The 22,499-nt window shown below is 64.3% G+C and carries 24 protein-coding genes; 11 read left to right on the forward strand and 13 right to left on the reverse strand.

What is annotated here, in order from left to right; translation table 11 throughout:
* Positions 1-54: 54 nt before the first annotated feature.
* Both NKI50_RS01615 and NKI50_RS01620 read left to right on the forward strand, forming a co-directional pair.
* Positions 55-948 carry a DMT family transporter gene (locus NKI50_RS01615; protein WP_352643872.1) on the forward strand — a complete coding sequence of 298 codons (894 nt, stop codon included), beginning with the start codon at positions 55-57 and terminating at the stop codon, positions 946-948.
* Between the two features lie 181 nt (positions 949-1,129).
* A complete protein-coding gene (locus NKI50_RS01620) occupies positions 1,130-1,987 on the forward strand; it encodes an alpha/beta fold hydrolase (RefSeq protein ID WP_023720016.1) in 858 nt (285 codons plus the stop codon).
* On the opposite strand, the gene NKI50_RS01625 is transcribed toward NKI50_RS01620, so the two are convergent.
* Positions 1,956-3,371 (reverse strand): MFS transporter, encoded by a 1,416-nt coding sequence (locus tag NKI50_RS01625; RefSeq protein ID WP_031194301.1) that lies wholly within the window; start codon positions 3,369-3,371, stop codon positions 1,956-1,958. The two genes, NKI50_RS01620 and NKI50_RS01625, sit on opposite strands and share 32 nt — an antisense overlap.
* Before the next feature lie 208 nt (positions 3,372-3,579).
* On the opposite strand from NKI50_RS01625, the gene NKI50_RS01630 reads away from it, so the two are divergent.
* On the forward strand, positions 3,580-4,473 hold the full coding sequence (locus NKI50_RS01630) for a LysR family transcriptional regulator (protein WP_352495984.1): 894 nt from the start codon (positions 3,580-3,582) through the stop codon (positions 4,471-4,473).
* 20 nt (positions 4,474-4,493) lie between these two features.
* Here the strand turns inward: NKI50_RS01630 and NKI50_RS01635 are convergent, their stop codons facing one another.
* The 4 genes from NKI50_RS01635 to NKI50_RS01650 all read right to left on the reverse strand — a co-directional run bounded on the left by NKI50_RS01635 (position 4,494) and on the right by NKI50_RS01650 (position 8,114).
* Positions 4,494-5,534, reverse strand: coding sequence for a zinc-dependent alcohol dehydrogenase family protein (locus NKI50_RS01635; RefSeq protein ID WP_023720018.1), 1,041 nt, complete (start codon positions 5,532-5,534; stop codon positions 4,494-4,496).
* A gap of 34 nt (positions 5,535-5,568) precedes the next feature.
* On the reverse strand, positions 5,569-6,219 hold the full coding sequence (gene maiA / locus NKI50_RS01640; protein ID WP_352484220.1) for a maleylacetoacetate isomerase: 651 nt from the start codon (positions 6,217-6,219) through the stop codon (positions 5,569-5,571).
* Positions 6,220-6,223: 4 nt separating this feature from the next.
* The gene (locus NKI50_RS01645) at positions 6,224-6,934 is read right to left on the reverse strand and encodes a fumarylacetoacetate hydrolase family protein (RefSeq protein WP_023720019.1); all 711 of its coding nucleotides are present in this window, start codon (positions 6,932-6,934) and stop codon (positions 6,224-6,226) included.
* A 193-nt stretch (positions 6,935-7,127) separates the two neighbouring features.
* Positions 7,128-8,114, reverse strand: coding sequence for a methyltransferase (locus tag NKI50_RS01650; protein WP_352715155.1), 987 nt, complete (start codon positions 8,112-8,114; stop codon positions 7,128-7,130).
* A gap of 479 nt (positions 8,115-8,593) precedes the next feature.
* Here NKI50_RS01650 and NKI50_RS01660 point away from each other — a divergent pair, with 479 nt between their 5' ends.
* Positions 8,594-9,616 (forward strand): acyltransferase family protein, encoded by a 1,023-nt coding sequence (locus NKI50_RS01660; protein WP_023720021.1) that lies wholly within the window; start codon positions 8,594-8,596, stop codon positions 9,614-9,616.
* Between the two features lie 17 nt (positions 9,617-9,633).
* Here the strand turns inward: NKI50_RS01660 and NKI50_RS01665 are convergent, their stop codons facing one another.
* Together NKI50_RS01665 and NKI50_RS01670 are read right to left on the reverse strand one after the other, a co-directional pair.
* Positions 9,634-10,131, reverse strand: coding sequence for a GNAT family N-acetyltransferase (locus NKI50_RS01665; protein ID WP_023720022.1), 498 nt, complete (start codon positions 10,129-10,131; stop codon positions 9,634-9,636).
* A 23-nt stretch (positions 10,132-10,154) separates the two neighbouring features.
* Positions 10,155-10,919, reverse strand: coding sequence for a copper homeostasis protein CutC (locus tag NKI50_RS01670; protein WP_023720023.1), 765 nt, complete (start codon positions 10,917-10,919; stop codon positions 10,155-10,157).
* Positions 10,920-11,145: 226 nt separating this feature from the next.
* Here NKI50_RS01670 and NKI50_RS01675 point away from each other — a divergent pair, with 226 nt between their 5' ends.
* Together NKI50_RS01675 and NKI50_RS01680 are read left to right on the forward strand one after the other, a co-directional pair.
* On the forward strand, positions 11,146-11,589 hold the full coding sequence (locus NKI50_RS01675) for an SRPBCC family protein (RefSeq protein ID WP_023720024.1): 444 nt from the start codon (positions 11,146-11,148) through the stop codon (positions 11,587-11,589).
* 119 nt (positions 11,590-11,708) lie between these two features.
* Positions 11,709-12,164: a carboxymuconolactone decarboxylase family protein gene (locus NKI50_RS01680; RefSeq protein ID WP_023720025.1), complete on the forward strand. Its 456-nt coding sequence runs from the start codon at positions 11,709-11,711 to the stop codon at positions 12,162-12,164.
* A 27-nt stretch (positions 12,165-12,191) separates the two neighbouring features.
* On the opposite strand, the gene NKI50_RS01685 is transcribed toward NKI50_RS01680, so the two are convergent.
* The gene (locus tag NKI50_RS01685; RefSeq protein ID WP_352484223.1) at positions 12,192-13,100 is read right to left on the reverse strand and encodes a LysR family transcriptional regulator; all 909 of its coding nucleotides are present in this window, start codon (positions 13,098-13,100) and stop codon (positions 12,192-12,194) included.
* Between the two features lie 127 nt (positions 13,101-13,227).
* Between NKI50_RS01685 and NKI50_RS01690 the strand changes: the two genes are divergently transcribed.
* The 4 genes from NKI50_RS01690 to NKI50_RS01705 all read left to right on the forward strand — a co-directional run bounded on the left by NKI50_RS01690 (position 13,228) and on the right by NKI50_RS01705 (position 15,901).
* Positions 13,228-13,731 (forward strand): nuclear transport factor 2 family protein, encoded by a 504-nt coding sequence (locus tag NKI50_RS01690; protein ID WP_023720026.1) that lies wholly within the window; start codon positions 13,228-13,230, stop codon positions 13,729-13,731.
* A 59-nt stretch (positions 13,732-13,790) separates the two neighbouring features.
* Entirely contained in the window at positions 13,791-14,774 is a 984-nt protein-coding gene (locus NKI50_RS01695) for an alpha/beta hydrolase (protein WP_023720027.1), read from the forward strand.
* Positions 14,771-15,325 (forward strand): nuclear transport factor 2 family protein, encoded by a 555-nt coding sequence (locus tag NKI50_RS01700; protein ID WP_352643195.1) that lies wholly within the window; start codon positions 14,771-14,773, stop codon positions 15,323-15,325. Before NKI50_RS01695 ends, NKI50_RS01700 begins: the two co-directional genes overlap by 4 nt.
* Before the next feature lie 129 nt (positions 15,326-15,454).
* Positions 15,455-15,901, forward strand: coding sequence for a nuclear transport factor 2 family protein (locus NKI50_RS01705; protein ID WP_023720029.1), 447 nt, complete (start codon positions 15,455-15,457; stop codon positions 15,899-15,901).
* 55 nt (positions 15,902-15,956) lie between these two features.
* On the opposite strand, the gene NKI50_RS01710 is transcribed toward NKI50_RS01705, so the two are convergent.
* Positions 15,957-16,388, reverse strand: coding sequence for a cupin domain-containing protein (locus tag NKI50_RS01710; RefSeq protein WP_023720030.1), 432 nt, complete (start codon positions 16,386-16,388; stop codon positions 15,957-15,959).
* A 70-nt stretch (positions 16,389-16,458) separates the two neighbouring features.
* Positions 16,459-17,289 carry an AraC family transcriptional regulator gene (locus NKI50_RS01715; RefSeq protein ID WP_352484227.1) on the reverse strand — a complete coding sequence of 277 codons (831 nt, stop codon included), beginning with the start codon at positions 17,287-17,289 and terminating at the stop codon, positions 16,459-16,461.
* A gap of 90 nt (positions 17,290-17,379) precedes the next feature.
* Here NKI50_RS01715 and NKI50_RS01720 point away from each other — a divergent pair, with 90 nt between their 5' ends.
* Complete coding sequence (locus tag NKI50_RS01720) at positions 17,380-18,567, forward strand: amidohydrolase (RefSeq protein ID WP_352643193.1); 1,188 nt, start codon at positions 17,380-17,382, stop codon at positions 18,565-18,567.
* A gap of 104 nt (positions 18,568-18,671) precedes the next feature.
* Here the strand turns inward: NKI50_RS01720 and NKI50_RS01725 are convergent, their stop codons facing one another.
* From NKI50_RS01725 to NKI50_RS01735, 3 genes are read right to left on the reverse strand one after another with little or no spacing between them, the layout of a single operon-like run.
* On the reverse strand, positions 18,672-20,903 hold the full coding sequence (locus tag NKI50_RS01725; RefSeq protein WP_352643191.1) for a xanthine dehydrogenase family protein molybdopterin-binding subunit: 2,232 nt from the start codon (positions 20,901-20,903) through the stop codon (positions 18,672-18,674).
* Positions 20,900-21,889 carry an FAD binding domain-containing protein gene (locus NKI50_RS01730; RefSeq protein ID WP_352643189.1) on the reverse strand — a complete coding sequence of 330 codons (990 nt, stop codon included), beginning with the start codon at positions 21,887-21,889 and terminating at the stop codon, positions 20,900-20,902. The genes NKI50_RS01725 and NKI50_RS01730 overlap by 4 nt, the downstream gene beginning before the upstream one ends.
* Positions 21,886-22,371: a (2Fe-2S)-binding protein gene (locus NKI50_RS01735; RefSeq protein ID WP_031194306.1), complete on the reverse strand. Its 486-nt coding sequence runs from the start codon at positions 22,369-22,371 to the stop codon at positions 21,886-21,888. Before NKI50_RS01735 ends, NKI50_RS01730 begins: the two co-directional genes overlap by 4 nt.
* Positions 22,372-22,499: the final 128 nt, after the last annotated feature.

A 22,499-nucleotide genomic window follows, 5' to 3' on the forward strand; every position in this document is an offset into this window, starting at 1 on the left:
CTCTGGCGGAGCCATACGCCCGGCCCGATAGAGGGCGAAACGAGCGGGGCATCGATGGACAAGGCGGTGAGTGGTGGGGCGGCGAGTAGCTGGGCGGCGAGCGGCTGGGTCAACGGGTTCATAGGCGTGCTGATCTTCAGCGGTTCGCTTCCGGCGACGCGCGTGGCGGTGATGGATTTCGATCCGGTGTTCGTGACGGTCGCCCGTGCGGCTTCGGCGGGCATTCTCGGCCTCGCGCTGCTGCTCGTTTTTCGCCAGAAGCGACCGGAGCGGCAAGATCTGTTCTCGCTGGCGATCGTCGCGCTTGGCGTCGTGGTCGGCTTTCCCCTGCTGACAGCGCTGGCGCTCAAGCACATCAATTCGGCTCACTCGATCATTTTCGTCGGCCTGTTGCCGTTGGCGACCGCGATCTTCGGCGTGGTTCGAGGCGGTGATCGCCCGAAACCGGCGTTCTGGCTGTTCTCGTGTCTCGGCAGCGCCCTTGTTGCCGGTTTTGCAGTGACGCATGGCCTCTCGGTCTCGCCGCTCGGCGACATCTTGATGCTGGCCGCCATCATCGTGTGCGGATTGGGCTATGCCGAGGGAGCGGCGCTGTCGCGCAAGCTCGGCGGCTGGCAGGTGATCTCGTGGGCGCTGGTGCTGTCGCTGCCGGTCATGCTGGCGCTGACGTTCATCACCATGCCGCCGTCGCTCGAAAGTGCCGGCAGGGGCGCGTGGATAGGTTTGGCGTATGTGTCGCTGTTCAGCATGCTGATCGGTTTCGTGTTCTGGTATCGCGGCCTGGCGCAAGGCGGCATCGCCGCGGTCGGGCAGCTGCAACTGCTGCAGCCTTTCTTCGGCCTTGGGCTGGCGGCAGCGCTGCTGCATGAGCAGGTCAGTCCCGCCATGATCGCCGTCACCGCCGCCGTCGTGCTTTGCGTCGTCGGCGCCAAGAGATATGCGAGATAGGTGCGCCGGCGCAGTCTTGAACTCGATACAATCGCGTCCAGTTGATACCAAGAGCTGCCGACCTGGCGGAACGGCGTCTCCGAGGCGCCGAATCGGCCAGCGTGGCGCAAGGCGCGAAGTGGGCCTTGCGCGGCGTGGAGAAAAAGGGGCAATTTTGGTGCCTGGGATCCAGAAGATACGCTTGTCCTCGGGTGGCGAGGTGGCCGTCCGGACGGCTGGTGATGCTTCCGAACCCGCGCTCGTGCTGCTGCACGGCTTTCCTAGCTCGTCGCGGACGTTTCGCGACGTGATCGCGCCGCTCTCCGGCAGCGTCTATGTCGTGGCGCCGGACCTGCCGGGCTTCGGCGCATCCGATCTGCCGCCCGAGCCGTCGTTCGACATGCTGGCCAGCGCGATTGAAGAGCTGCTCTCGCGTCTCAACGTTGGCCGCAGGTTTCTCTATTTGCATGATTTCGGAGCCCCGGTAGCGCTTCATCTCGCCATGCGCGCCCCGGAACTCGTCGAAGGCCTTGTCGTCCAGAATGCCAATGCCCACCGCTCCGGCTTTGGTTCGCAATGGGCAGACACATTGGACTTCTGGGCTGAGCCGAATGCGGCGAATGAGCAGGCCGCCACCGCCCATCTCACCCTCGAGGGAACCCGCGACCAGTACGTCGCCGGCCTGCCAGCCGAGATCGCGGCGCAGATCGATCCAGGTGGTTGGATTGAAGACTGGCGGGTCATGTGCCTGCCGGGACGACTTGATCTGCAGAAGGCGCTCATTGCCGACTACGGCCGATATGTCGACCGGTTCGCGGCGGTGGCTGATTATCTGGCGAAGCGTCAACCCCGAGCGATGCTTCTTTGGGGTCGCCACGATGCCTTCTTCGACATTGCAGAGGTTCAATCGTGGCTTATGGATCTTCCCCGGATGGAGGCCCACGTCTTCGACGCAGGCCATTTCCTTCTGGAGACGCATGCGCTCAGGGCTGCTGAACTGATGCTGGAGTTCGTCGCTGGCGGCTCAGCTAAGCGCGCTGGCCGCGGCGACCAGAAATAATCGCAATGATCAAAGCCGCCACCACCAGGGCCGTCGCGACCTGGAAAGTGACCTGCATGCCGCGTGCGGCTGCCGCAGATGCCAATACCTGCCGACCGGTGCCTTCGCCTCCGCCAGCCGATGCGAAGGCAAACACCGCGCCCATCACCGACGCACCGGTGATCAGGCCGAGATTGCGCGACAGATTGAGCAGGCCGGAGACGACGCCGCGCTGGTCGGACGCGACGCCGGTCATCACGGCTGAATTGTTGGCGGTCTGAAACAGGCTGTAGCCGGTGCAGACGATGATGATTGGCACGACATAGCCGGCAATACCGAATTCCGCCTGCGACAGAATGAAGATACCAATGGCGAGATCGAGCAGGCCGACGATCATCATCCGGTGCGCCCCGAAACGATCGACCAGGCGTCCGGCCGGCAGCGCCGCCAAGGCCGTAACCAGAGGGCCGGCCGACAGAACCAGCCCGACCATGGCTGCGTCCAGCCCAAGCGCGCGCGACAGATAGAATGGCGCGACCACCAGCGTCGCCATCATCACGGTGGCGACGACCAGGCTCATGGCGAGGCTTGCGTTCAAGGCGCTATCGCGGAACCTCGCAGGCTGGATCAAAGGGTTCTCGGCGCTTGTCTGCGCAATGACGAACAGCAGGCCACCCACGGCAGCGGCAATCAGCAAGCCGACATTGAGAGAACCAAAACTGCCGCGCCCAAGGGTCATGGCGAGCGCATAGGCGGCTAGCGTCAGCGCGAGCAAAGCCGTGCCGATGCCGTCGAAACCGCGGCGATCCGGTTCCGCTGACTTTTTTCCAGCCGGCAGGACGCGACGGGCGAGCGCGAAGGCCAGCGCCCCCAACGGCAGATTGATGAGGAAGATCGCTCGCCAGCCGAGACCGGCGATCAGCAGTCCGCCAAGCGAGGGGCCAAGCGTGGTGCCGATCGCGGACATGGCGCCGAGCAGGCCCATGGCGCTGCCGGTTTTTTCCCGGGGAACCGTGTCGGCGATAAAGGTCAGCGTCAGAGCCATCATGACGGCCGCGCCGAGCCCCTGTGCCGCCCTTGCGGCAATCAGCAGCCAGAGCGTCGGCGCGAGCCCGCAAAGCACCGATGCGAAGGTGAACAGGCCAATGCCGCCGAGCAATAGCGGGCGGCGGCCGAATATATCGGCGAGTCGCCCGGCGCTGACGATCAAGGTGGTGATGGCGAGCAGATAGGCAAGAACGACCCATTGCACGAGCTGGAACGATGCGCCGAATGCCTGCATCAGCGATGGCAGCCCGACGCTGGCGATGCTGGTGGCGAGCGACGACAGCAGCGTTGAAAGCGACAGGCTGGCCAACGCCCATCGGGCCGAGCGGACGCTCACCGGGGCCGTTTCATTCCCGATCTTTTCAGCCCCGGCCTTTTCAGCCCAGCTCTTTTCAGACCAAGTCTTTTCAGCGGTCGATGCCACGGTGAACTCCTCTGCCGGCAAGCCCCCAAAATCGGAGCTGTCGGAAGCTATTCCTCTGCTTGATGTGGCGGAAGGCGCAGTATTTGCATCTTATTCGTGCATGAAACGCCACGTCACCGCTGAGCTGTGTTATGGTCCTTCCATGTCGTCACCCGATCTCAATCTGCTTGTCGCCCTCGATGTGCTGCTGAGCGAGGGCAGCGTCGCCCGTGCTGCCGCGCGGCTGCACCTCAGTCCGTCGGCGATGAGCCGGACGCTGGCGCGGCTGCGCCAAGCGACAGGCGATCCATTGCTGGTCCGGGCCGGCCGTGGCCTGGTTGCGACACCGCGCGCGCAGGAATTGCAGCAGCAGGCAGGCCGCGTCGTGCAGGAAGCTGAAGCGCTCCTGCGCCCGGCCACCTTGCTCGACCTCTCATGCCTCGACAGCGTTTTTACGCTGCGCGCCAATGAAAGCTTCGTCGAGGAGTTCGCGCCGCGTCTCGTCGCCCGTATCGAAGCGGATGCGTCTGGCGTGCAGCTGCGTTTTGCGCCGAAATCCGACAAGAACGACATGTCGCTGCGTGACGCAGGGATTGATCTCGAAATCGGGGTTGCCGGTGAAACGAGCCCTGAAATGCGTATTCAGGCGCTGTTTCGCGACCGCTTCATCGGTGCGGTGCGAATGGGCCATGAGCTGAGCGAGGGTCCGGTGACGCCGGCCCGCTATGCGGCCGGCCGCCACATCAGCGTTTCGCGGCGTGGTCGCGAAAAAGGCCCGATCGACGAGGCCTTGAAACTGCTGGGTCTCCAGCGGACGATTGTGTGCATGGTTTCCAGCTTCTCGGCCACGCTCGCCATGGCGCGCGCCTCCGATTTGATCGCCAGCGTCCCCGAGCGGCACACGCTAGGCGCGCGCACGGGCATGTTCAGCTTTCCGTTGCCGGTCGACGTTGCCGAGGTCACGATCTCGATGCTCTGGCATCCGCGGCTCGACGCCGATCCGGCGCAACGCTGGTTACGCGCCTGCGTGCGGGAAGTCTGCGCCTTTCTCCGCTAATCCAGAGTCGGGTCGCTGATCTAGAATCGGGTCACCACGCCGATGCCGATGCCTTCGAAGCCGCCCATAGCCATCAATGCGGCCGGCGCTTCCTCGAGGCTGATCTTCTTGCCGACCAGCAGTTCGGGCTTAAGCTTGCCGGTGCGGATCATCTCCATCATCGCCTGATAGCGGAAAGCCTGCATGCCGTGGCTGCCGCGGATCTCGAGCTCGAAGGCGATCACCTTGTCCATCGGTATCTGCGGCCTGGCATGCTCGCCGAGCATCAGGCCGACCTGCACATGGCGGCCGCGCCGGCGCAGGTTCGCGATCGAGTTGAACGACGTCGTCGGATGGCCGAGCGCGTCCATCGACATATGCGCGCCGCCATTGGTGATCTGCTTGACTGCCTTGACCACGTTCGGCGTCTTTGCCGCGTTGATCGTCGCCACCGCGCCGATCGTTTTGGCGAAGTCCAGCTTCTCGTCGGTCAGGTCGATGGCAACGACATTGGCGCCCATGGCGCTGGCGATCATGATCGCCGACAGGCCGACGCCGCCGCAGCCATGCACGGCCACCCATTCGCCGGGCGTCACCCGGCCCTGGTCGACGATGGCGCGGAACGAGGTGACGAAGCGGCAGCCGAGGCTGGCGGCGGTGGCGAATTCCATCTCGTCGGGCAAGCGCACGAGATTGGTGTCGGCGTGGTCGATGGCGACATATTCGGCGAACGAGCCCCAAGCGGTGAAGCCGGGCTGGAACTGGTGCTCGCAGACCTGGTGGTTGCCCGAGGTGCATTCGGAGCAGCGGCCGCAGCCGACGGCGAACGGCACGGTGACGCGCTCGCCGGTCTTCCAGCGGGTCACCTGGCTGCCTGTGGAGACCACGACGCCTGCCAGCTCGTGGCCCGGCACATGCGGCAGGCGGATGCCGTCGTCGTGGCCCATCCAGCCATGCCAATCGCTGCGGCAAAGGCCAGTCGCCTCGACCTTGATGACGACGCCTTCCGGCGAAGGCGTCGGATCCGGCACGGTCTGGATCGTCGGCGCCTCGCCGAATTTTTCGAAGACGACGGCTTTCATCGGCAGTTCCTCATCACTTCATGCAATTTGCGGTCTACTCGGCATCGATCTGGTTCTCCGGCGCCGCCTTCTGGAACGCCGGCAGCGCCATGCAGGCGGCGTTGATGCGCGCGATCGTCGGGTAGGGCGTCATATCGACGCCGAAACGGGCATTGCTGGTGACCTGTGCGACCAGGCAGATATCGGCTAGCCCCGGCGTGTCGCCATGGCAAAAGGTCTTTGTCTCGGGCGAGGAAGCCAGAATCTTTTCAAGCGGCTGGAAACCTTCGTTCACCCAATGCCGGAACCAGTTGGCGACGTCCTGGTCGCCGGCGCCGAACAGCGTGCGCAACGAGGTCAGCACGCGCAGATTGTTCACCGGATGGATGTCGCAGGCGATCATCTGCGCCAGCATCCTGACGCGGGCGCGGCCAGGCGCATCCTTGGGCAGCAATGGCGGCTCGGGCGTGGTCTCGTCGAGATATTCGATGATCGCCAGTGATTGCGTCAGCAGCGTGCCGTCGCCCAGGATCAGAGCCGGCACCAGACCTTGCGGATTGACCGCGAGATAGGCGGGTTCGAGATGCTCGCCGTGGCGCAGATGATGCGGCACGTATTCGTAGGCGAGGCCCTTCATCTCCAGCGCGATCCGCACCCGGTAAGACGTCGAGGAGCGGTAGTAATTGTGAAGGACGATGTCGCTCATCGGATCACGGGCCCGGTTGGCCGATGGTCAGCTCGATTTCGCCGATGCCGTCGACGCCGCCGGTGATCTTTTCGCCCGGCCCGACCGCGCCGACGCCGGCCGGCGTGCCGGTGAAGATCAGGTCGCCGGGCTTAAGTTCTACCGCCTCGCTGCAAATCGAGACGATGTCGGGAACCGGCCAGATCAGTTCGGCGAGGTCGCCGTCCTGCCTGATCTTGCCGTTGACGGCGAGCCAGATACGGCCCTTTTCGGGATGGCCGGATGTTTGTGCCGGAACCAGCGGGCCGCAGGGCGCCGAACGGTCGAAGGCTTTCGACCAGTCCCACGGTCGTGCCGCCTTCTTCGCCTCGTCCTGAAGGTCGCGGCGGGTCAGGTCGACACCGACGCCGTAGCCCCAGACATGGTTCAGCGCCCGCTCGCGCCGGATGCGGAAGCCGGCTCCGCCGATCGCGACGACTAGCTCGATTTCGTGATGCAGGTTTTGGGTCAGCGGCGGGTAGGGGATGATCGTGCCCGAACCGACCGCCGCATCGACCACTGCGTCGCCTGGCTTGGTGAAGAAGAAGGGCGGGTCGCGCTCATCATTGCCGAGCTCGCGGGCATGGGCGGCGTAGTTGCGGCCGACGCAGAAGATGCGACGCACCGCAAAACGCTGCGGCGAGCCGGCGACGGCCACCGACGGGGTTGCGGGCAGGGGGAGGGCGAAGTCTGTCATGCACTGTCTCTGCTTCAGTGAATCTGTCGCCGGCACATTCGGCCGATTTGGATCACCGGGCAAGGCATTGCATTTCAGAAGAGCTACGCCCCGCCGCGCGGCGCGGCCTGAATTTAGTCGCTCGTGTCCTCGTCCGTGCCCTGGCGGGCGGGCTCGGAGAGCCTTGCGTCCGAAACCAACCACTCAGCCACGATCAGCCCGTGAGGCGCGCACGAAACAACGTGGAGCCGTCCGTCAGGCGCGACCTGGAGATATCCCGGAATCCAGCCTCGGTCATCCATGCGCGATACTGACCTTCAGTGTACGATTCGCCGTGGCGATAGAGGTTCAAGAAGGTGACATTCAGAAAGACACCCTCAGGCGGGCCGAGGCGGTCGTCATCGACGACACCCCACCCCGCAATTGCGATCTCGCCTCCGGGTGTGAGGCAACGCGCCGCGTTCAGGATCGAACTGCGCGCCTGGTCCGGCGGAAGGACCTGGACGACGGCCTTCAGGATCGCCAGGTCGTGCCGACCGATCGATGGTGCGACAGTTATGTCCCCCTCTTCGACAACCACGTCGTCGGCACCGTATTCTGACAGGATATCTGGCGCGACCGCTGCCACCGTTGGGAGTTCCATCAGCGTCGCCGCAATCTGCGGCCGCCGCTCGCGAAGTCCGACGAGAATGGTCCCGGAGCCCCCGCCGATGTCGATCACCGAACCGATCGCAGAGAGGTCCATCTCCCGGGCCAGATGTCGGCCGAAAATCACCCCGCCCGGTGCGAGCAGGCGGCTGAAGGCCGCCGCGGCCTCGGGCCCCGCTTCGGAAAAGTCGTGCAGCGCAGCCGGCCGGTTCTGTCGCAGCGACTCTGCGGTCAGCAGGTCGGCTCCCCAGAGCTCGCGCAGGAGCGCATGATCGCCGCCGCGGTAGGTCGGTTTGGACGCGTCGAGGAAGGCCGACGCTTCGGCTCCATTGCGAAATTGACCATCCTTGACTTCGAGGAGACCGATGCTGGCGAGCGCGTAGAGGAGCCGCGACAGACGATCGGGCTCGACTTTGAGCGCGGCCCCAAGGCTGTCGGCAGTCACCGCGCTGCCGCCGAGCCGGGTGAAGATGCCGAGGTCCAGCCCGGCGCGAAGCGCCAAGGCGGGGGGCACCGCTGCGATCAGGTTGTCGATCCGATCAGAATCCACCATGCCACATTCCCTTCCGCGATCCAGAACCGACTTTGAGCTCAACTTGCTGGTTACACCGCATATGTGACACTTCCGTTCGGCATGTCCGTCCACCAGTTTGGTGACAGACCCTCTCTTTATCGAAGGAGAAACACAAGGCCTTCCACCGGCGCCGGCGACAATGGCCTCTTCCGTTCGAAGGAGATCGAGGCGGCGCTCGCCGGAAGCTTCGTGGCCTCGGCACTGGCCGGCGTTAAAGTCGCGGCGGATAATTTGATGAGCGACATGAATGGTCGGCCGACTACCGCGCCAGTCTCGTGGCTGCCGCCAACGCCTGAGACCACCGACCTTCGGTTTTGGGGAAGGGGCCTTAACGGCCCTTTTCTGTCCGTCCCGTACTTCGGGCGTGTCGTTATCTCGCACTTGCACAAAGTTCTGGTGCGCTGCAATATAGCTGGAGGAATGCGGCCTCCAGCCCGCCTTTCGCAGAAGGGACCGGCATGACGGACATCTCCGCGGCGCGTCTTGTCGTGTCCAGGCCTGTCGCCGATAGCTCGGCAAGAACCAGGCTTGCCTATCTCGACGGCTGGCGTGGCCTGTCGATCGCGCTGGTGCTGATCGGCCATTTCTTCCCCGTTCCCGGCATCAATCTCGGCGTCCTGGGCGTCGAATTCTTCTTCGTGCTCAGCGGCCGGCTGATGGCCGAGATCCTGTTCGTCGAACACTATCCGCTGAAGAAATTCTTCAAGCGCCGGTTCTCCCGCATCTACCCGGCACTGATGGTTTTCGTCGTCGCCGCGGTGGTTGCCTTGTCCGGCACATTCATCGCCTTCAAGTGGAAGGCGGCGCTGACGGCGCTGACGTTCACTTACAACTACGCCGGAATTCTCGTCACCCGCGCCGGCGCGCTCGACCATATCTGGTCGCTCTGCGTCGAAGAGCACGCCTATGTCATCCTGGCGCTGATCGGCGTCGTCGTCTCGGGGCAGTCCCGGGTCATCGTGCTGCTCGGCGCATTGTCGGTGCTGGCCATGGCAAACGGCGCCATCTCCTACTGGGTGCTCGGAATAGGCTACGAGTCCACCTATTGGCGCACCGACGTGCACATCGCCTCGATCCTGCTGTCAGCGGTGATATGCCTGCTCAAGGCCGACGACAGGCTGCCGGCGCTGCTCAAGGGCCCACATGTCGCCCTGGCGGCCGCTGTCGTGGCGGTTCTAGTGTTCATGGCTGCCGTGCCAACCCCGATCCACTATCTGGTCGCGGTGCCGCTGTTGGCCCTCGCCGTCAACTCGCTCGACTTCAGCAGTTGGTACCTGACCGGGTTTCTATCCTCCCGGCCGATGACGATGCTGGGGCTGTGGTCGTATTCGCTCTATCTTTGGCAGCAGCCCTTTTATCAATTCGTCGACATACAAGGCAGTTCGCCGTGGCTGATGTTGGCGGCGGCGTTCGCTTGCGCTCTGTGCAGCTACTACATCGTCGAAAAGCCGACCCGCTCCTGGCTGAACCGCAATTGGTAGGGCGAGGCGGCTGCCGTTCAGCCGGCGATCCGTCTTAGATAATACCGCACGGCTTTCTTGCCGCCGTGGATTACCGCGTCGCCCACTTCCATGAAGCCGAGTGCCGCGTGGAAGGCGTCCGAAGCCGGATTGGGTGGCTCGGCATTGACCTCGCAAGTGACGATCGCCTGGCCGGCGCGTGACGCCTGCTCGAACAGATCCTCGTACAGCCGGCGGGCATGACCCCGGCCGCGCGCATTGGCGCCGACCACGACGCGATCGACATAGACGAAGCGCGGATAGCGCTCGCGAAACCACAGGAAATTCGGGCTGTCGTAGCTTGCGTCCTGGTCGAAGGTCATGATGAAGGCTTCGAGTGCACCGATACGGCGCGCGTAAAACGCTTCGCCAAGCAGGAAGGAAAGGCGCTCAGGTTCGAGCCATGATAATTCCGCAGCGTGCTCGTTGTTGAGCGCGAGGATTGCGGGCTCATCCCGCGGCAAAACCAGCTCGATCGGCAATCGCGTTTCAATCATTTTCTTTCTTCTGTCTTCCAGGATCATGCCCGGGCAGCGGCGATGGTCGCCGCCACCAGTACCTCGTCGGTCACGGTGTTGCGGTATTCGCGGTCGAGGTCGGTGCCGCCCATACCGACTTTCGGGTTGCGATAGCGCATGGCGCTCGGCACGTCCTTGAGCGCGGCGAAGTGCATTTCGCTCACCCCGGTTTTCCTCCGCACCTCGGCAATGTTCTGCGGGTCAAGCCCGCCGCAGCCGAGGATGATGATGCGGTCGCCAGCCTGCCTGACCAGATCGGCGAGCAGGTCCGCGCCCTCCAGCGCCGTGTCGCGCTGGCCGCTGGTCAGCACACGGCCGACCTTGCAGCGGATCAGCGATTCCAGTGCCTCGGTCGGGTCGCGGGTCATGTCGAAGGCGCGGTGGCAGGTGACGTTCAAGCTCCCCGCTGCCTGCGCCAGTTCGCTCATGCGCTGCTCATCGATCGTGCCGTCGGCAGCGAGGCAGCCGATAACGACACCGGCGACGCCAAGCTCGGCAAGCGCTCGGACATCGGCGAGCATCGAACGATATTCGGCCTCGCTATAGAGAAAATCGCCGCCACGCGGCCGCACGATGACGTGGAACGGGATCGTCGCTAATTCAAGCGCCGTGCGCACGGTGCCGAAGCTCGGCGTGATGCCGCCCTCGACCAGGCTGGCACAGAGCTCGACACGGTCGGCACCGGCGGCTTGCGCGGCCAGCAGGCCGTCTATGCCTTCGACGCAGATCTCGATCAGCGGCAGGCGAGGGCGTTCGGTCTCGGTCATGGGCGATCCGTTGATGATTTCAGCTGGCCAGCGGTAGCATCGGGCACGGTGCCTTGAAAGCCGGAAGTGTGGGCTCAATGTGCTTGCGGGCGCGCCTGCCATTCCGCCGCTTGACACATTCATAACTTAAGCGTTATACGTAACTCATAGCTGATGGGTTATTGGTTCTCATGGAGAGCGCGTTGTTGAATAGCCCAGCCAAACCGCAAACAACGGGTCCCAAGTCATGACTGAAGCAACCACAATCGAAACCAAATCCATTGTCGTCGAGCGTCTGATCCCGCATGCGGCTGAAAAGATATGGCGCGCACTGACCGTGCCGCATCTGGTTGCCGAATGGCTGATGGAGAACGACTTTGCGCCTGAGCAAGGCCATCGCTTTACCTTTCGCGCGACGCCGGTGCCTGGCTGGTCCGGCGTGACGAACTGCGAGGTGCTGAAGATCGAGCCGCCACGCCTGCTCGCCTACAGCTGGGGCGACGGCACCGAATCCGACAGCGGTCTGAAGACCGTGGTGACATGGTCGTTGACGCCCGAAGGTAAAGCGACGCGGGTGCGCATGGAGCATTCCGGGTTCCGGTCCGAGGACGAGCGCGGCTACATCGGCATGGGAAGCGGTTGGCCGCGCATTCTCGAGCGGCTTGAGCGGGTGACTGCCTGGCAAAGCTGAATATCCCGGCGCTCGCCTTGCCGCAACGCGGCGGCCGGCGAACTGACAGAACCAAGAAATATCGAGACCCCGGATGTTCGTCGTCCGGGCTTGAGAAAACACGCCCGAAGGAGACCACTATGCAAGCACGATTGAAAAACCCGGTGATGCTCATTCCTGGCGCTCTGCAGGCGCTGCTCGCGCTGGACAAGTCGACGGAAACGGCCGATCTGTCCTATGTGACGCGCAAGCTCGTCCATTTGCGCGCCAGCCAGATCAACGGATGCAGTGTCTGTATCGATATGCATGCACGCGAATTGAAGAAGGCCGGTGAAAAGGATGAGCGCGTCTTCACCGTGTCGGCCTGGCGGGAAACACCTTACTTCACCGACGCCGAGCGCGCCGCGCTGGCGCTGACCGAGGCGGCGACCCGGTTAGCCGACCGGCCAGACCCGGTGCCGGATGCGGTCTGGGATGAAGCCGCCCGGCACTATGACGAAAAGGCGCTTGCCGCACTGGTCGTCCAGATTGCCCTGATCAATGCGTTCAACCGTCTCAACGCAACCACCAGACAGATGGTCGGCGCCTGGGGCTGAACGGGGCCGGGTTCTCGCAAAGCCACATCAGATCCGCAGCTTGTGAGAATTCGCGCGCACGAAGTCGATGAAGGCCCGCAGCTTCGGCGGTACCAGGCGGCGGCTGGGATAATAGAGGTGGAGCGGCTCGTAAGCGGGACAGAAAGGCTCCAGCACCTTGACCAGCGCGCCTGAGGCAAGAAGCGGCGCGGCGAGCCCCTCGACCGCGAAGGCGAGGCCAAGCCCTTGCGCGGCAGCAGTAATGCACAGCGGAAGCGTGTTCACGACCAGACATGCGTCCGGTGTGAAAGCGACTTCGCGTTCATCCACGGTGAACTCCCAGGGCGAGATCGCGCGGGTGCGGGTGAGGGCGAATGCGATGCAGCGATGGGCGGCGAGGTCGGCCGGCCGCTTCGGCGTGCCGTTGCGCGCCAGATAGTCCGGGCTGCCCACCACGACCATCTGCAGGGGCCCGCCCAGGCGCGCGCCGATCATATCTTTCTCGAGAAGCTCGCCGATGCGCAGGCCGGCATCGAACCCCTCGGCGGCGATGTCGACGAAGCTGTCGTCGAAGATCAGATTGAGCCGCACTTCTGGATAAGCATCCATGAACGGCCGCATTAGTGGCTCGATCAGCAGCGGGGCGGCGATCCAGGGCAGGCTGAGGCGCAGCGTGCCGGCAGGACGATCGCGGGTCTCGCGCAGCGCCGCACCAGCCGCCCAGATGTCTTCGGCTGCCGGGCGCACATGGTCGAGGTATTGGGCGCCAGCTTCGGTCAAGCCAACGCTGCGGGTCGTGCGGTTGAGCAGCCGCACCCCCAGGCGCTCCTCAAGTCCTTTGACCGCCTCGCTCAACGAGGCCGGAGCGACGCCGAGCTCGGCGGCGGCGCGGGTGAAGCTCCTGGCCTCCGCAACTTTTACGAAGGCGACGATGCCGCTGAATTGGTCGAGGCGCATTGTAAGGTTTTTCCAAATAGCCCTGTCGAACTCTACTGGTTTTTCCGGTGAACAAAAGGCGTCATGTTGGGCTCGACGAACGGGCCTCGCTGTTGCGAGGGCCCGAACGGGCAAGGAGACAGGACCGATGACCAGGCTCGCTTCACTCGCCGCCGGCGCTCTTCTGGCGGTGTCTGCCGCCCCGGCGAATGCCGGGCCGCTGGAGGACAGCAACATCCAGCTCATCAAGGACTACTACGCAGCTTACGCGACCGGCAATCCTGAGGCCGTGCGGCCCTTCCTCGCGCCCGACATCGTGTGGCGCATTCCCGGTCATCATCCGCTCGCCGGCGACAAGCGCGGGCCGGACGAGGTGGTCGCCTTTTTCCGCGGCCTGGCCGATGGCAAGTTCAAGGCCGAGCCGATCTTCTTCCAGGCGCAGGGCGACCTCGTCGTCGATGTCCATCGCGGCTGGTCGAATGTCGGCTCAGGTCCCGAGATCGACCAGCTCTATGCGCTGATGTTCCGCATCAAGGGCGGCAAGATCGCCGAGGCACAGAATTTTTTGACCGACATGTATCAGTCGGACGCCTTTTACTGGGCGCATTACCCGCTGAAGCCATTGCCCGGCCGACTGGCTGGCGAGCGCTGAGACGGCGGTCTTTCTTGCAACGCGCCGCGCTTCTCACTCCAAGCCAAAGGAGACTTGCGATGCTTAAAACCCTGACACTTGCTGCAGCAACCGCCGTGGCGCTCGCCGCCTCCAATGCCTTCGCCGCACCGCGCATCGAGCGCGTCGCTTTCGCCTCGAACGGTGAGCAGATCGTCGGCGAGCTCTATCTGCCGGAGGATCTGGACGCGGCGAAACTTCGGCCCGCGCTGGTCGTGACCGGCGCCTGGATGACGGTAAAGGAACAGATGCCGGCCCGCTATGCCCGCGAGATGGCCGACCGCGGTTTCATCGCCTTGACCTTCGATTTTCGCGGCTGGGGCGAAAGCGGCGGCGTGCGCCGCCAGTACGAGGATCCTAACGCCAAGATCGCCGACATCGAAGCGGCGGTCGCCTATCTCGCGACCCGGCCCGAGACCGATCAGGACCGCATCGGCGGGCTCGGCATTTGCGCCAGCTCCGGCTACATGGTCACCGCTGCGGCCGAAAACGTCGCGATCAAGTCGGTCGCCCTCGTTGCGCCCTGGTTGCAGGATGCCGAAGGGGTCGAGCAGACCTATGGCGGCGGGGACGGTGTCGCCAGGCTCGAGGCCGCGAGCGATGCGGCCGAGGCGGAATATCGCCGCACCGGCAAACAGGCATTCCTGCCCGCTGCTAGCTTGACCGACGAGCGCGCGGTCATGTTCAAGGTGCCTTACTACACCGAACCCGATCGCGGCATGCTCCCGGCCTGGCGCAACGAGGCCGATCCCGCCTTCTGGCGCGGCTGGTTGAGGTTCGATGCAATCCAGGCTGCTCCGCGCCTGCACCAGCCTTTTCTGATGGTGCATAGCGAGGCGGCTGCCATTCCGCAGGGCGCGCACAAGTTCTACGCGCGGCTGACCAGTTCCAGGCAGGAGATGTGGCTAGACAATGTCACCCAGTTCGATTTCTACGATCGTGCCGCGCCGGTGAAGGCGGCGAGCGATGCCGTCGCCGCGCACTTCCGCGCAACGCTGGGCGGTGCAGGGGAGGCGGGACAATGAGCCTCGTCACCCGCCGGTATGTCTTGGCCTCGGCGGTTTCAGCCGCGATGATTTCCGCCATCTCGGCGCCCGCCTCGAGCGCTCCGGGAGATGCGCTGACGGTCGAAGACAGGATCGTGATCGCCGAGGCAGTTGCCGGGATCGGCCTCTATGCCGATCTGCGTGAATGGAACCGGGTCAAATCCTATTTCGCGGCCCGTGTCACGACCGACTATACCAGCCTCTTCGGCGGCGAGGTCACGACCAGCGGCCGCGACTCCCTGATCGCCCAATGGCAAGCGCTGCTGCCGGGCTTCGACGCCACCCAGCACCTCATCACCAACGTCATTGTCGAAGGCGCGGATAAGCATGCGGTTGCACGCAGCCATGTCCGCGCGACCCACTGGATCGGTTCCCGGTTCTGGACGGTCGGCGGCAGCTATCTACACCGGCTGGTGCGGACGTCGGAAGGTTGGCGCGTCAAGGCAATCTCCATCCGCCGCTTGTACGAAGAGGGAGATCGCGCCCTTTTGACCGCCGCTGCCGACCGGGTGAAGGCGGAGGCCAAATGAGTGTTCGGATTTGCGCATGCCCAGTCGCGCGGCGAGGTTGCTCGGAGCAACGGCAACGTGAATATTGATCGAATGTCGGGGCAGGCTTGGCGCATGCGGCATTAGTGCCGCCAACCGCGGAGACAGGACATGACCCTTTCACTGCAGGAGGTTTCCGATCGGCTTGAGATCGAACAGCTGCTTGCTCGCTATTGCTACGCTGTGGACGATCGCGACTGGGAAGCCTATCGGAAAATATTCACGCCCGACGCCGTGCTTGACGACACTGTAACAGGTGGAATCAGGAGCGGTGTGGATGAGCATGTTGCTTATATGAAAGGCGCCCTATCGAAGATATTGATCTCGCAGCACGCCATTTCAACAATCCTTCTTGATCTCCGAGGGGATGAGGCCAGCGCGCGCGTGCATTGTTCATGCCCGATGGTGGTCGACCTCGGCGAAGGCAAAAGGCAGGTCTTCTTCCAAGGGCTCTGGTATCGCGACCGCGTCATACGCACGTCCGAGGGCTGGCGCATAAGTGAACTTGTCGAGGAAGGCTATTGGAATCACAATTTGCCGGAGGGGTTCACGTTCTGACGTCTGTTACGCGCTGTGCTGGATCCGCCACGGACGCTGTTTTCAGACGTGGCAGCTACTGGCGCAACACGGTGTTCTTGGTGCCTTCTTCGACCTGGTCGATGACCAGCAGCTTGACCGGATCGGCGCCGACATTGGTGGCCTGATGCCACTGCCCGATCATCTCGATGATGAAATCACCTGATTTATAGGTGTTGCTCTTGCCGGTTTCGACGTTGGTGACCTGAAGCGTGCCGGCCTCGACATAGGCATAGCGCGGAAACGGATGCTTGTGGACCGGCAAAGTGGCGCCCGGCGCGATCTGATAGGCCGAGACCAGGACCTGCACGTTCTTCTGCGGCAGCGTGATCGGCTGGCCGGACGCAGTCTCGGTGCGAGAGGCAAGCGGGGTCACGACAACCGGCGTCCCGCTGGCGTCCAGCGCCTGGGCGTTGTTTGCAAACAGTGCAGCCGCGAGCAGCAGCGTCGGCGCCAAGATTATTCGCATGATTCCCCCCGAGCTGCGTCAGCATTGCGCAGCACGCATTGGCGCGCAAGCTTGTCTGTTGAGGAGCGCCTTATCCAGCTCTTCTAAACATGCCCGGCGTCATGCCATGCATGGCCCGGAACGTACGGGAGAGATGGCTCTGGTCGGCGAAACCTGCCGCGATAGCGGCGTCGGCGAGGCCAAATCCCTGTTCGATCAGCGCGCTCGCCCGGCGCAATCGCCGGTCGCGGATATAGGCCACCGGCGTCAGGCCGATCGCCTTGTTGAAGTCGCGGATGACCTGGAACCGGGTCACGCCACCCGCACCGGCAAGCCGCTTGAGGTCGAGCTGCGAGCCGAGCTCGCTTTCGACAAGGTCGCGATAGAGCGAAAACCTCCGCTGCGATCCGGAGCTTTCGACCTCCTCGGCCTGTCCGCTCGAGTCGCCATGCCGAACGATCAGCCGTCGCAGCGCCACGAGCAGGGACGTCTCGGCCGTCATTGTGTCTGGGGATGTCGAGCCCTGGTGTGCGGCCGTCAACGCTGCGGCGAGATTGTTGTCTTCGATAGTCGCGCGCGAAAACACCGGAGCGCCGTGCCAGCCGAGTTCGCGGGCAAGTGCGGTCATCAGCGGCACCGAGGGATAAAACGTCCGGTAGGCCCAGCCTTCGTCCGCCCCGCGTTCGCCGTCATGCCACTCCTCTGGATTGACGACGGCAATGGCGCCTGCCGGGGCGAGAACGCTTTGACGGCCGATGCGAATCCGCTCGCAGCCGGAGGTGATCAGGGCGATCACATAGGTCGGGTGTGTGTGCAAGTCGTAGCGGTGCCGAGTGAAGCGCGCTTCGAACAGGCCAAGGTCGGGGAAGCACGGATGGCGCCAGTATTTCCCGGTCTCCGCCGCTTGGTTTGTCTTTGCCATAGTCAATCCGGTTCAAGACGCTTTTCGTCGGGCCTTCTATGGCAGCAGGATCAAGCCACGCCGCCCATTGCCGGCGTGAGAGGAGGTATCATGTTGCATAATGACCCCATCGCCGCGCTGACACCAGAGGTCATAGGCTGGCGGCACCATATCCATGCCAATCCGGAGCTCGGATTCAATGAATACGAAACGGCGCGTTTCGTTGCAGAGAAACTGCGCTCCTTCGGCCTCGACGAGGTGCATGAAGGGATCGGCGGCACCGGGGTCGTCGGTGTCCTGCGCAGCGGTGGCGGCACACGCGCCATCGGCCTTCGCGCCGAGCTCGACGCGCTTCCGGTGCTGGAGAAAACCGGCTTGCTCTATGCTTCGAGGAGAGAGGGCGTGATGCATGCCTGCGGCCATGACGGCCACACCGCCATGCTGCTCGGCGCTGCCAAATTGCTCAGTCAATCCTGCGCCTTCGATGGCGCCGTCACTTTCATCTTCCAACCGGCCGAGGAGAACGAAGGCGGCAGCATGCGCATGATCGAGGACGGCCTGTTCAAGCGCTTTCCCGTCGAGGCGGTCTATGCGGTCCACAACTGGCCGGGCGTCAGGCTGGGGACGATCGCGGCCCGTGCTGGTGCGCAGATGGCGGCCGTCGACAATTTCGAGCTGACTTTCGAGGGTCTTGGCGCGCATGCCGCGATGCCGCAGCTCGGCGATGACCCGATCCTGGCAGCGGGCGCCTTCGTGCAAGCCGTCCAGCGCATCGTCAGCCGCTCGGTCGACCCGCAAAGCGCGCTTGTCGTCAGCATCACGCAGATCCATGGTGGCAATGTCGGCAACATCGTGCCGGGCAAGGTCTGGCTGCAAGGCACCTGCCGCTTCTTCGAGCCCGGCCTTTCCAACCACTGCGAGACGCTGATCGGCGAGATCGCACAAGGCATCGCCGCCGCGCATTCGCTCAAGGCAAGGTTCGACTACCGGAAGGGCTATCCGCCACTGATCAACACCGCGGACGCGACGGCCCGCGCCGTCGAGGCGGCGGCATCCGTCGTCGGCCGGGAGAATGTCATGACCGAGTTCAGTCCCAGTCTCGGCTGCGAGGATCTCGCTTTCATGATCCGTGAGGCGAGCGGCTGCTATGCGTGGATCGGTGCCGGCGAGGTCGGCCCGGGCGAAGGCCTGCACGGCGACCGCTACGTCTTCAACGACGAGATCGTGCCGACGGTGATGCGCTACTACGTCAACCTCGTCGAGCAGACGCTTGCCGGCAAAGTATCTGAGCTGAAATGAAGACGTCGGTCTGGGGGCCGCAGGTATTTCCCAAGTCTCGGCAAGCTTTGCAGAGGAGATAATCGACTACGTCAGAGACCCGCTATCGCAGGGCAATAGCGGGCCTAGTCCTTCTCCAGCAGTTTTTCCGGCGTGATCGGCAGCTCCCGGATCCGCTTGCCTGTAGCGTCGAAGACGGCATTGGCAACCGCTGCGGCAACGCCGGTGGCGCCGAGCTCGCCGATGCCCTTGCCGCCAATCGGGCTGGCATGCTCGTCCACCTCGTCGACGAAGTGGATAATGATATCGCCGGGAATGTCGGCGTTGACCGGAATGGCAACCCCTGAAAGGTTCTTCGACAGGAACCGCCCGAGCACCGGTTCGTGCCTGCTCTGCTCCATCGCCGCCATGCCCCAGCCCCAGATGATGCCGCCCGTCATCTGGCTGCGTGCGGTGCGGGGATTGACGATGCGGCCGGCGCTGTAGCTGCCGACGGCGCGACGAAGCCTGAGCAGGCCGAGCCCCGGATCGACGCCGACCTCCATGAAAATCGCGCCGAAAGTGCGCATGGCGAGGCCTTTGCCATGCTGCACCGGATCGAACGAGCCGGAGCCGATGATCTCGCCGATGTCGGTATGACTCATCACGTCGGCGATCGTCTGACCGCCGGCAGCGCCTTTGCGGCGAATATGGCCGTCTTGCATCTCGACCTCGTCGGGCGGCAGATTGGCAAGACGGGCAAGCTGCGAACGTGCATCTTCGGCGGCTGCGAGCACCGCCGCGCCCACCCCCATGGTCGACGATGAGCCATAGGTCGGACCCGCCTCCGGCAGCTGTGTATCGCCCATTTCCAACTCGATCCTCTCCATCGGCAGGCCCAGGACATCGGCTGCGATCTGCGGAAAGATGGTGAGTGTTCCGGTCCCTATATCCTGGGTGCCGGTGCGGATGAGCACCGTGCTGTCCCTGTGCAACCTGACCTCGGCTGCAGGCGTCGGGTGGCGGAAACAGCCCATGCTACAGGTCGCCATGCCGTAGCCGATCAGCCAATCGCCATCGCGTTGCGGCTTGCGCGGGCGCTCGCGCCAGCCGAACAGGCGGGCGCCTTCCTCATAGGCCTCGCGCAGCTTCTTCGACGACCAGGGCTGGCCGGTGGCCGGATCCGTGTCCGCATGGTTGATCAGACGCAGGTCGAGCGGATCGATGCCGAGGCGGTGGGCGAGCTCGTCCATCGCGCTTTCGAGGGCCCAGGTGCCGGGACCCTCGACCGGCGCGCGCAGCGCCGTCGGCATGGCGACGTTCGCGCGCTCGACGCGCTGGCTGAGACGCATGGCCGGCGTGGCGTAGAGACCCTTCGAGGCTTCGGTGGCGAACTCGACGAAATCGTCGGTGACGGTGGTCAGGTTGACCACGTCCTGTTGCACGGCGGTCAGCTTGCCCGACTTGTCCGCCGCCAGCACGATCTTCTGTGCCATGCGCGGCTGATAGCCGAGACAGGAATAGGCATTGGCGCGGCTGAGCGCCAGCCTGACCGGGCGCTGCATGATGCGCGCCGCGGCGGCGGCCAGCACCTGGTGCGGCCAGATCCAGCCCTTGCCGCCGAAGCCGCCGCCGGTATGGCGGGAAATCACGCGGACCTTCTCGGCCGGGACAGTCATGCGGGCGGCAACCACCTGGCGGACACCGTAGACGTGCTGCGTGGCGTCGTGCAGCGTCAGCTCTCCGTCGTTCCACTCGGCGAGCGTCGCCGAGGGCTCCATGGCGTTGTGATGGCGCGACGGCTGCAGGTAGACGGCTTCGACCATGGCGGCTGCGTTGCTAAGCCCGCGGTCGACCTCGCCCTTCGTAAACGTCGGCTCCAGGAACAGAAAGCCGCTCTCCCTCGGCACGACCGCAGCCTTGTCGATTGCGGTCCATTCGGGGGGTGCCGGCAATTCCGGCTCGGCGAACTCGTAGCGCAACGCGACGCGGCGGGCGCCGGCCTCCGCCGCCTCCAGCGTCTCGCCCAGCACAATGGCAAGCGGTTGGCCCTCGTGACGTATCTCGTCGCTCTGCATGGGCATGAAGCTCTGCGCCGCCGGCGGACCTTCGGCTTGCTGCGTCTGCGTATCCGGCTCGGCCCTTGGCGATGCGAACCGGCCGAATTTGGGCATGTCCTCATGCGTGAGCACGCGCACGACGCCTTCCTCGGCGACCGCGTCGTCGACCATGATCGACGTCACGCGGCCGGCGGGAACGGGCGCGGTCACCAGCACTGCATAGAGCAGGTCGGGGGCAAAATAGTCGGCCGCATAGCGGGCGCGGCCGGTAACCTTGACGCCGCCGTCAGGGCGGGCAACAGGCTGGCTGATCATCATGACGGCATCCTCGCTGCTCTTTCGATCGCCCGCAAAGCGGCGGTCTTGGCCAGTTCGATCTTGTAGGCGTTCTGCGACAAGGGACGCGCTTCGGCGAAGGATTGCTCGATAGCGGTGCTCAACGCCTCGCGATCGCCGACATCGGCACCGGCGAGCCGCTCCTCGGCGGCGCTCAGCCGCCACGGCCGCAGCGCGACGGACCCCAGCGCCAGGCCAGCCCGACGAATGGTCCGGCCGTCCATCTCCAGCACCGCGGCGGCGGAGACGATGGCATATTCGTAGGATTCGCGCTCGCGCACCTTGAGGTAAGCCGATCGCGGCGCCGGTGCCGGCAGCTCGATTGCCGTGATCAGTTCGCCTTGCTGCAACACATTGTCTGCCTCGGGCCGCGTGTCGGGAAGCAGGTGGAATTCGGCTGCCGGAATGCGCCGGCCGCCGCTGCGGTGCGCGGTGACGATGACTGCATCAAGTGCTGCCAGTGCCACCGCCGGGTCGGATGGCTGGGTGGCGATGCAATCCTCGGTCCAGCCGAATATCGCGTGATTGTCGTTGATGCCATGCAATGCGGAGCAACCGGAGCCGAGCTGACGTTTGTTGCACGGCAACTGCTCTTCGGCACGGAAATAGGCACAGCGCGTCTTCTGCAGCAGATTGCCGCCGATCGTTGCGAGGTTTCTCAGTTGCGGCGACGCCGCGTTGAGGATCGCCTGGCTCAACACCGGATAATCGCGCATGACCAGCGCATGCTGTGCGACATCGTTGAGATGCGTCAGCGCGCCGATCTTCAAGCCGCCGCCGGGCAGTGCCTCGACCTGATCCAGCCCGTCGAGGCGGGAGATATCGATGATCCGCGTCGGCTCGGCAATGCCAAGGCGCAGCCAGTTGAGCAATTCGGTGCCGCCGGCGAGAAAGGCGCTGTCCGGCGCCGCACCTGCCGCGATCGTTTCGCCCAGGCTATCGGCACGCGCATAGACGAATGGGGTCATTGGCTCGCCCTCCCGGCCGCTGCACGCACCGCCTCGACGATTTGCGGATAGGCCGAGCAGCGGCACAGATTGCCGCTCATCCATTCGCGGATCTCCGCGTCGGAGCCGGTATGTCCCTCCTCGATCAGCGCCGCCGCCGACATCACCTGCCCGGGCGTGCAGAATCCGCACTGGAAACCATCATGATCGATGAACGCCTGCTGCACGGGATGAAGCGCATCGCCGTCCGCCAGGCCCTCGATCGTCGTGACCTCGCGTCCCTCGGCGGACACGGCCAGTATCATGCAGGCATTCACACGCCGTCCGTCGAGATGCACGGTGCAGGCGCCGCACTCGCCGAAATTGCATCCCTTTTTCGTTCCGGTCAGATGAAGCCGCTCGCGCAACAGGTCGAGCAGCGTGACGCGGGGATCGAGATCGGAAAGGCTGTGGTCCTCGCCGTTCACCCGCAATCGCAGTAGGTGCCGATCGTGGAAGTCCATTGGGGGTACCTCGAAGCACATGCCGTCCTAGTCGCAGGGACTCGTCCAGCAATCAGCCGCCCACCTGTCGAGGCGAAATAGGGCGGTCGATTTCGGGGGAAAGGCACTGCCGGTCACGGAAGGCGAAA

This window comes from Mesorhizobium sp. M0563 (genome assembly GCF_040321065.1).
In the GTDB taxonomy this organism is placed as follows: domain Bacteria; phylum Pseudomonadota; class Alphaproteobacteria; order Rhizobiales; family Rhizobiaceae; genus Mesorhizobium.

What these genes read in the sequence shown, in the direction of transcription:
- NKI50_RS01615 (WP_352643872.1), top strand. Translation starts at nt 55, where the DNA reads ATGGACAAGGCGGTGAGTGGTGGGGCGGCGAGTAGCTGGGCGGCGAGC.
- NKI50_RS01630 (WP_352495984.1), top strand. Translation starts at nt 3,580, where the DNA reads ATGTCGTCACCCGATCTCAATCTGCTTGTCGCCCTCGATGTGCTGCTG.
- NKI50_RS01635 (WP_023720018.1), bottom strand. Translation starts at nt 5,534, where the DNA reads ATGAAAGCCGTCGTCTTCGAAAAATTCGGCGAGGCGCCGACGATCCAG.
- maiA (WP_352484220.1), bottom strand. Translation starts at nt 6,219, where the DNA reads ATGAGCGACATCGTCCTTCACAATTACTACCGCTCCTCGACGTCTTAC.
- NKI50_RS01645 (WP_023720019.1), bottom strand. Translation starts at nt 6,934, where the DNA reads ATGACAGACTTCGCCCTCCCCCTGCCCGCAACCCCGTCGGTGGCCGTC.
- NKI50_RS01650 (WP_352715155.1), bottom strand. Translation starts at nt 8,114, where the DNA reads ATGGTGGATTCTGATCGGATCGACAACCTGATCGCAGCGGTGCCCCCC.
- NKI50_RS01660 (WP_023720021.1), top strand. Translation starts at nt 8,594, where the DNA reads ATGACGGACATCTCCGCGGCGCGTCTTGTCGTGTCCAGGCCTGTCGCC.
- NKI50_RS01665 (WP_023720022.1), bottom strand. Translation starts at nt 10,131, where the DNA reads ATGATTGAAACGCGATTGCCGATCGAGCTGGTTTTGCCGCGGGATGAG.
- NKI50_RS01670 (WP_023720023.1), bottom strand. Translation starts at nt 10,919, where the DNA reads ATGACCGAGACCGAACGCCCTCGCCTGCCGCTGATCGAGATCTGCGTC.
- NKI50_RS01675 (WP_023720024.1), top strand. Translation starts at nt 11,146, where the DNA reads ATGACTGAAGCAACCACAATCGAAACCAAATCCATTGTCGTCGAGCGT.
- NKI50_RS01680 (WP_023720025.1), top strand. Translation starts at nt 11,709, where the DNA reads ATGCAAGCACGATTGAAAAACCCGGTGATGCTCATTCCTGGCGCTCTG.
- NKI50_RS01685 (WP_352484223.1), bottom strand. Translation starts at nt 13,100, where the DNA reads ATGCGCCTCGACCAATTCAGCGGCATCGTCGCCTTCGTAAAAGTTGCG.
- NKI50_RS01690 (WP_023720026.1), top strand. Translation starts at nt 13,228, where the DNA reads ATGACCAGGCTCGCTTCACTCGCCGCCGGCGCTCTTCTGGCGGTGTCT.
- NKI50_RS01695 (WP_023720027.1), top strand. Translation starts at nt 13,791, where the DNA reads ATGCTTAAAACCCTGACACTTGCTGCAGCAACCGCCGTGGCGCTCGCC.
- NKI50_RS01700 (WP_352643195.1), top strand. Translation starts at nt 14,771, where the DNA reads ATGAGCCTCGTCACCCGCCGGTATGTCTTGGCCTCGGCGGTTTCAGCC.
- NKI50_RS01705 (WP_023720029.1), top strand. Translation starts at nt 15,455, where the DNA reads ATGACCCTTTCACTGCAGGAGGTTTCCGATCGGCTTGAGATCGAACAG.
- NKI50_RS01710 (WP_023720030.1), bottom strand. Translation starts at nt 16,388, where the DNA reads ATGCGAATAATCTTGGCGCCGACGCTGCTGCTCGCGGCTGCACTGTTT.
- NKI50_RS01715 (WP_352484227.1), bottom strand. Translation starts at nt 17,289, where the DNA reads ATGGCAAAGACAAACCAAGCGGCGGAGACCGGGAAATACTGGCGCCAT.
- NKI50_RS01720 (WP_352643193.1), top strand. Translation starts at nt 17,380, where the DNA reads ATGTTGCATAATGACCCCATCGCCGCGCTGACACCAGAGGTCATAGGC.
- NKI50_RS01725 (WP_352643191.1), bottom strand. Translation starts at nt 20,903, where the DNA reads ATGATGATCAGCCAGCCTGTTGCCCGCCCTGACGGCGGCGTCAAGGTT.
- NKI50_RS01730 (WP_352643189.1), bottom strand. Translation starts at nt 21,889, where the DNA reads ATGACCCCATTCGTCTATGCGCGTGCCGATAGCCTGGGCGAAACGATC.
- NKI50_RS01735 (WP_031194306.1), bottom strand. Translation starts at nt 22,371, where the DNA reads ATGGACTTCCACGATCGGCACCTACTGCGATTGCGGGTGAACGGCGAG.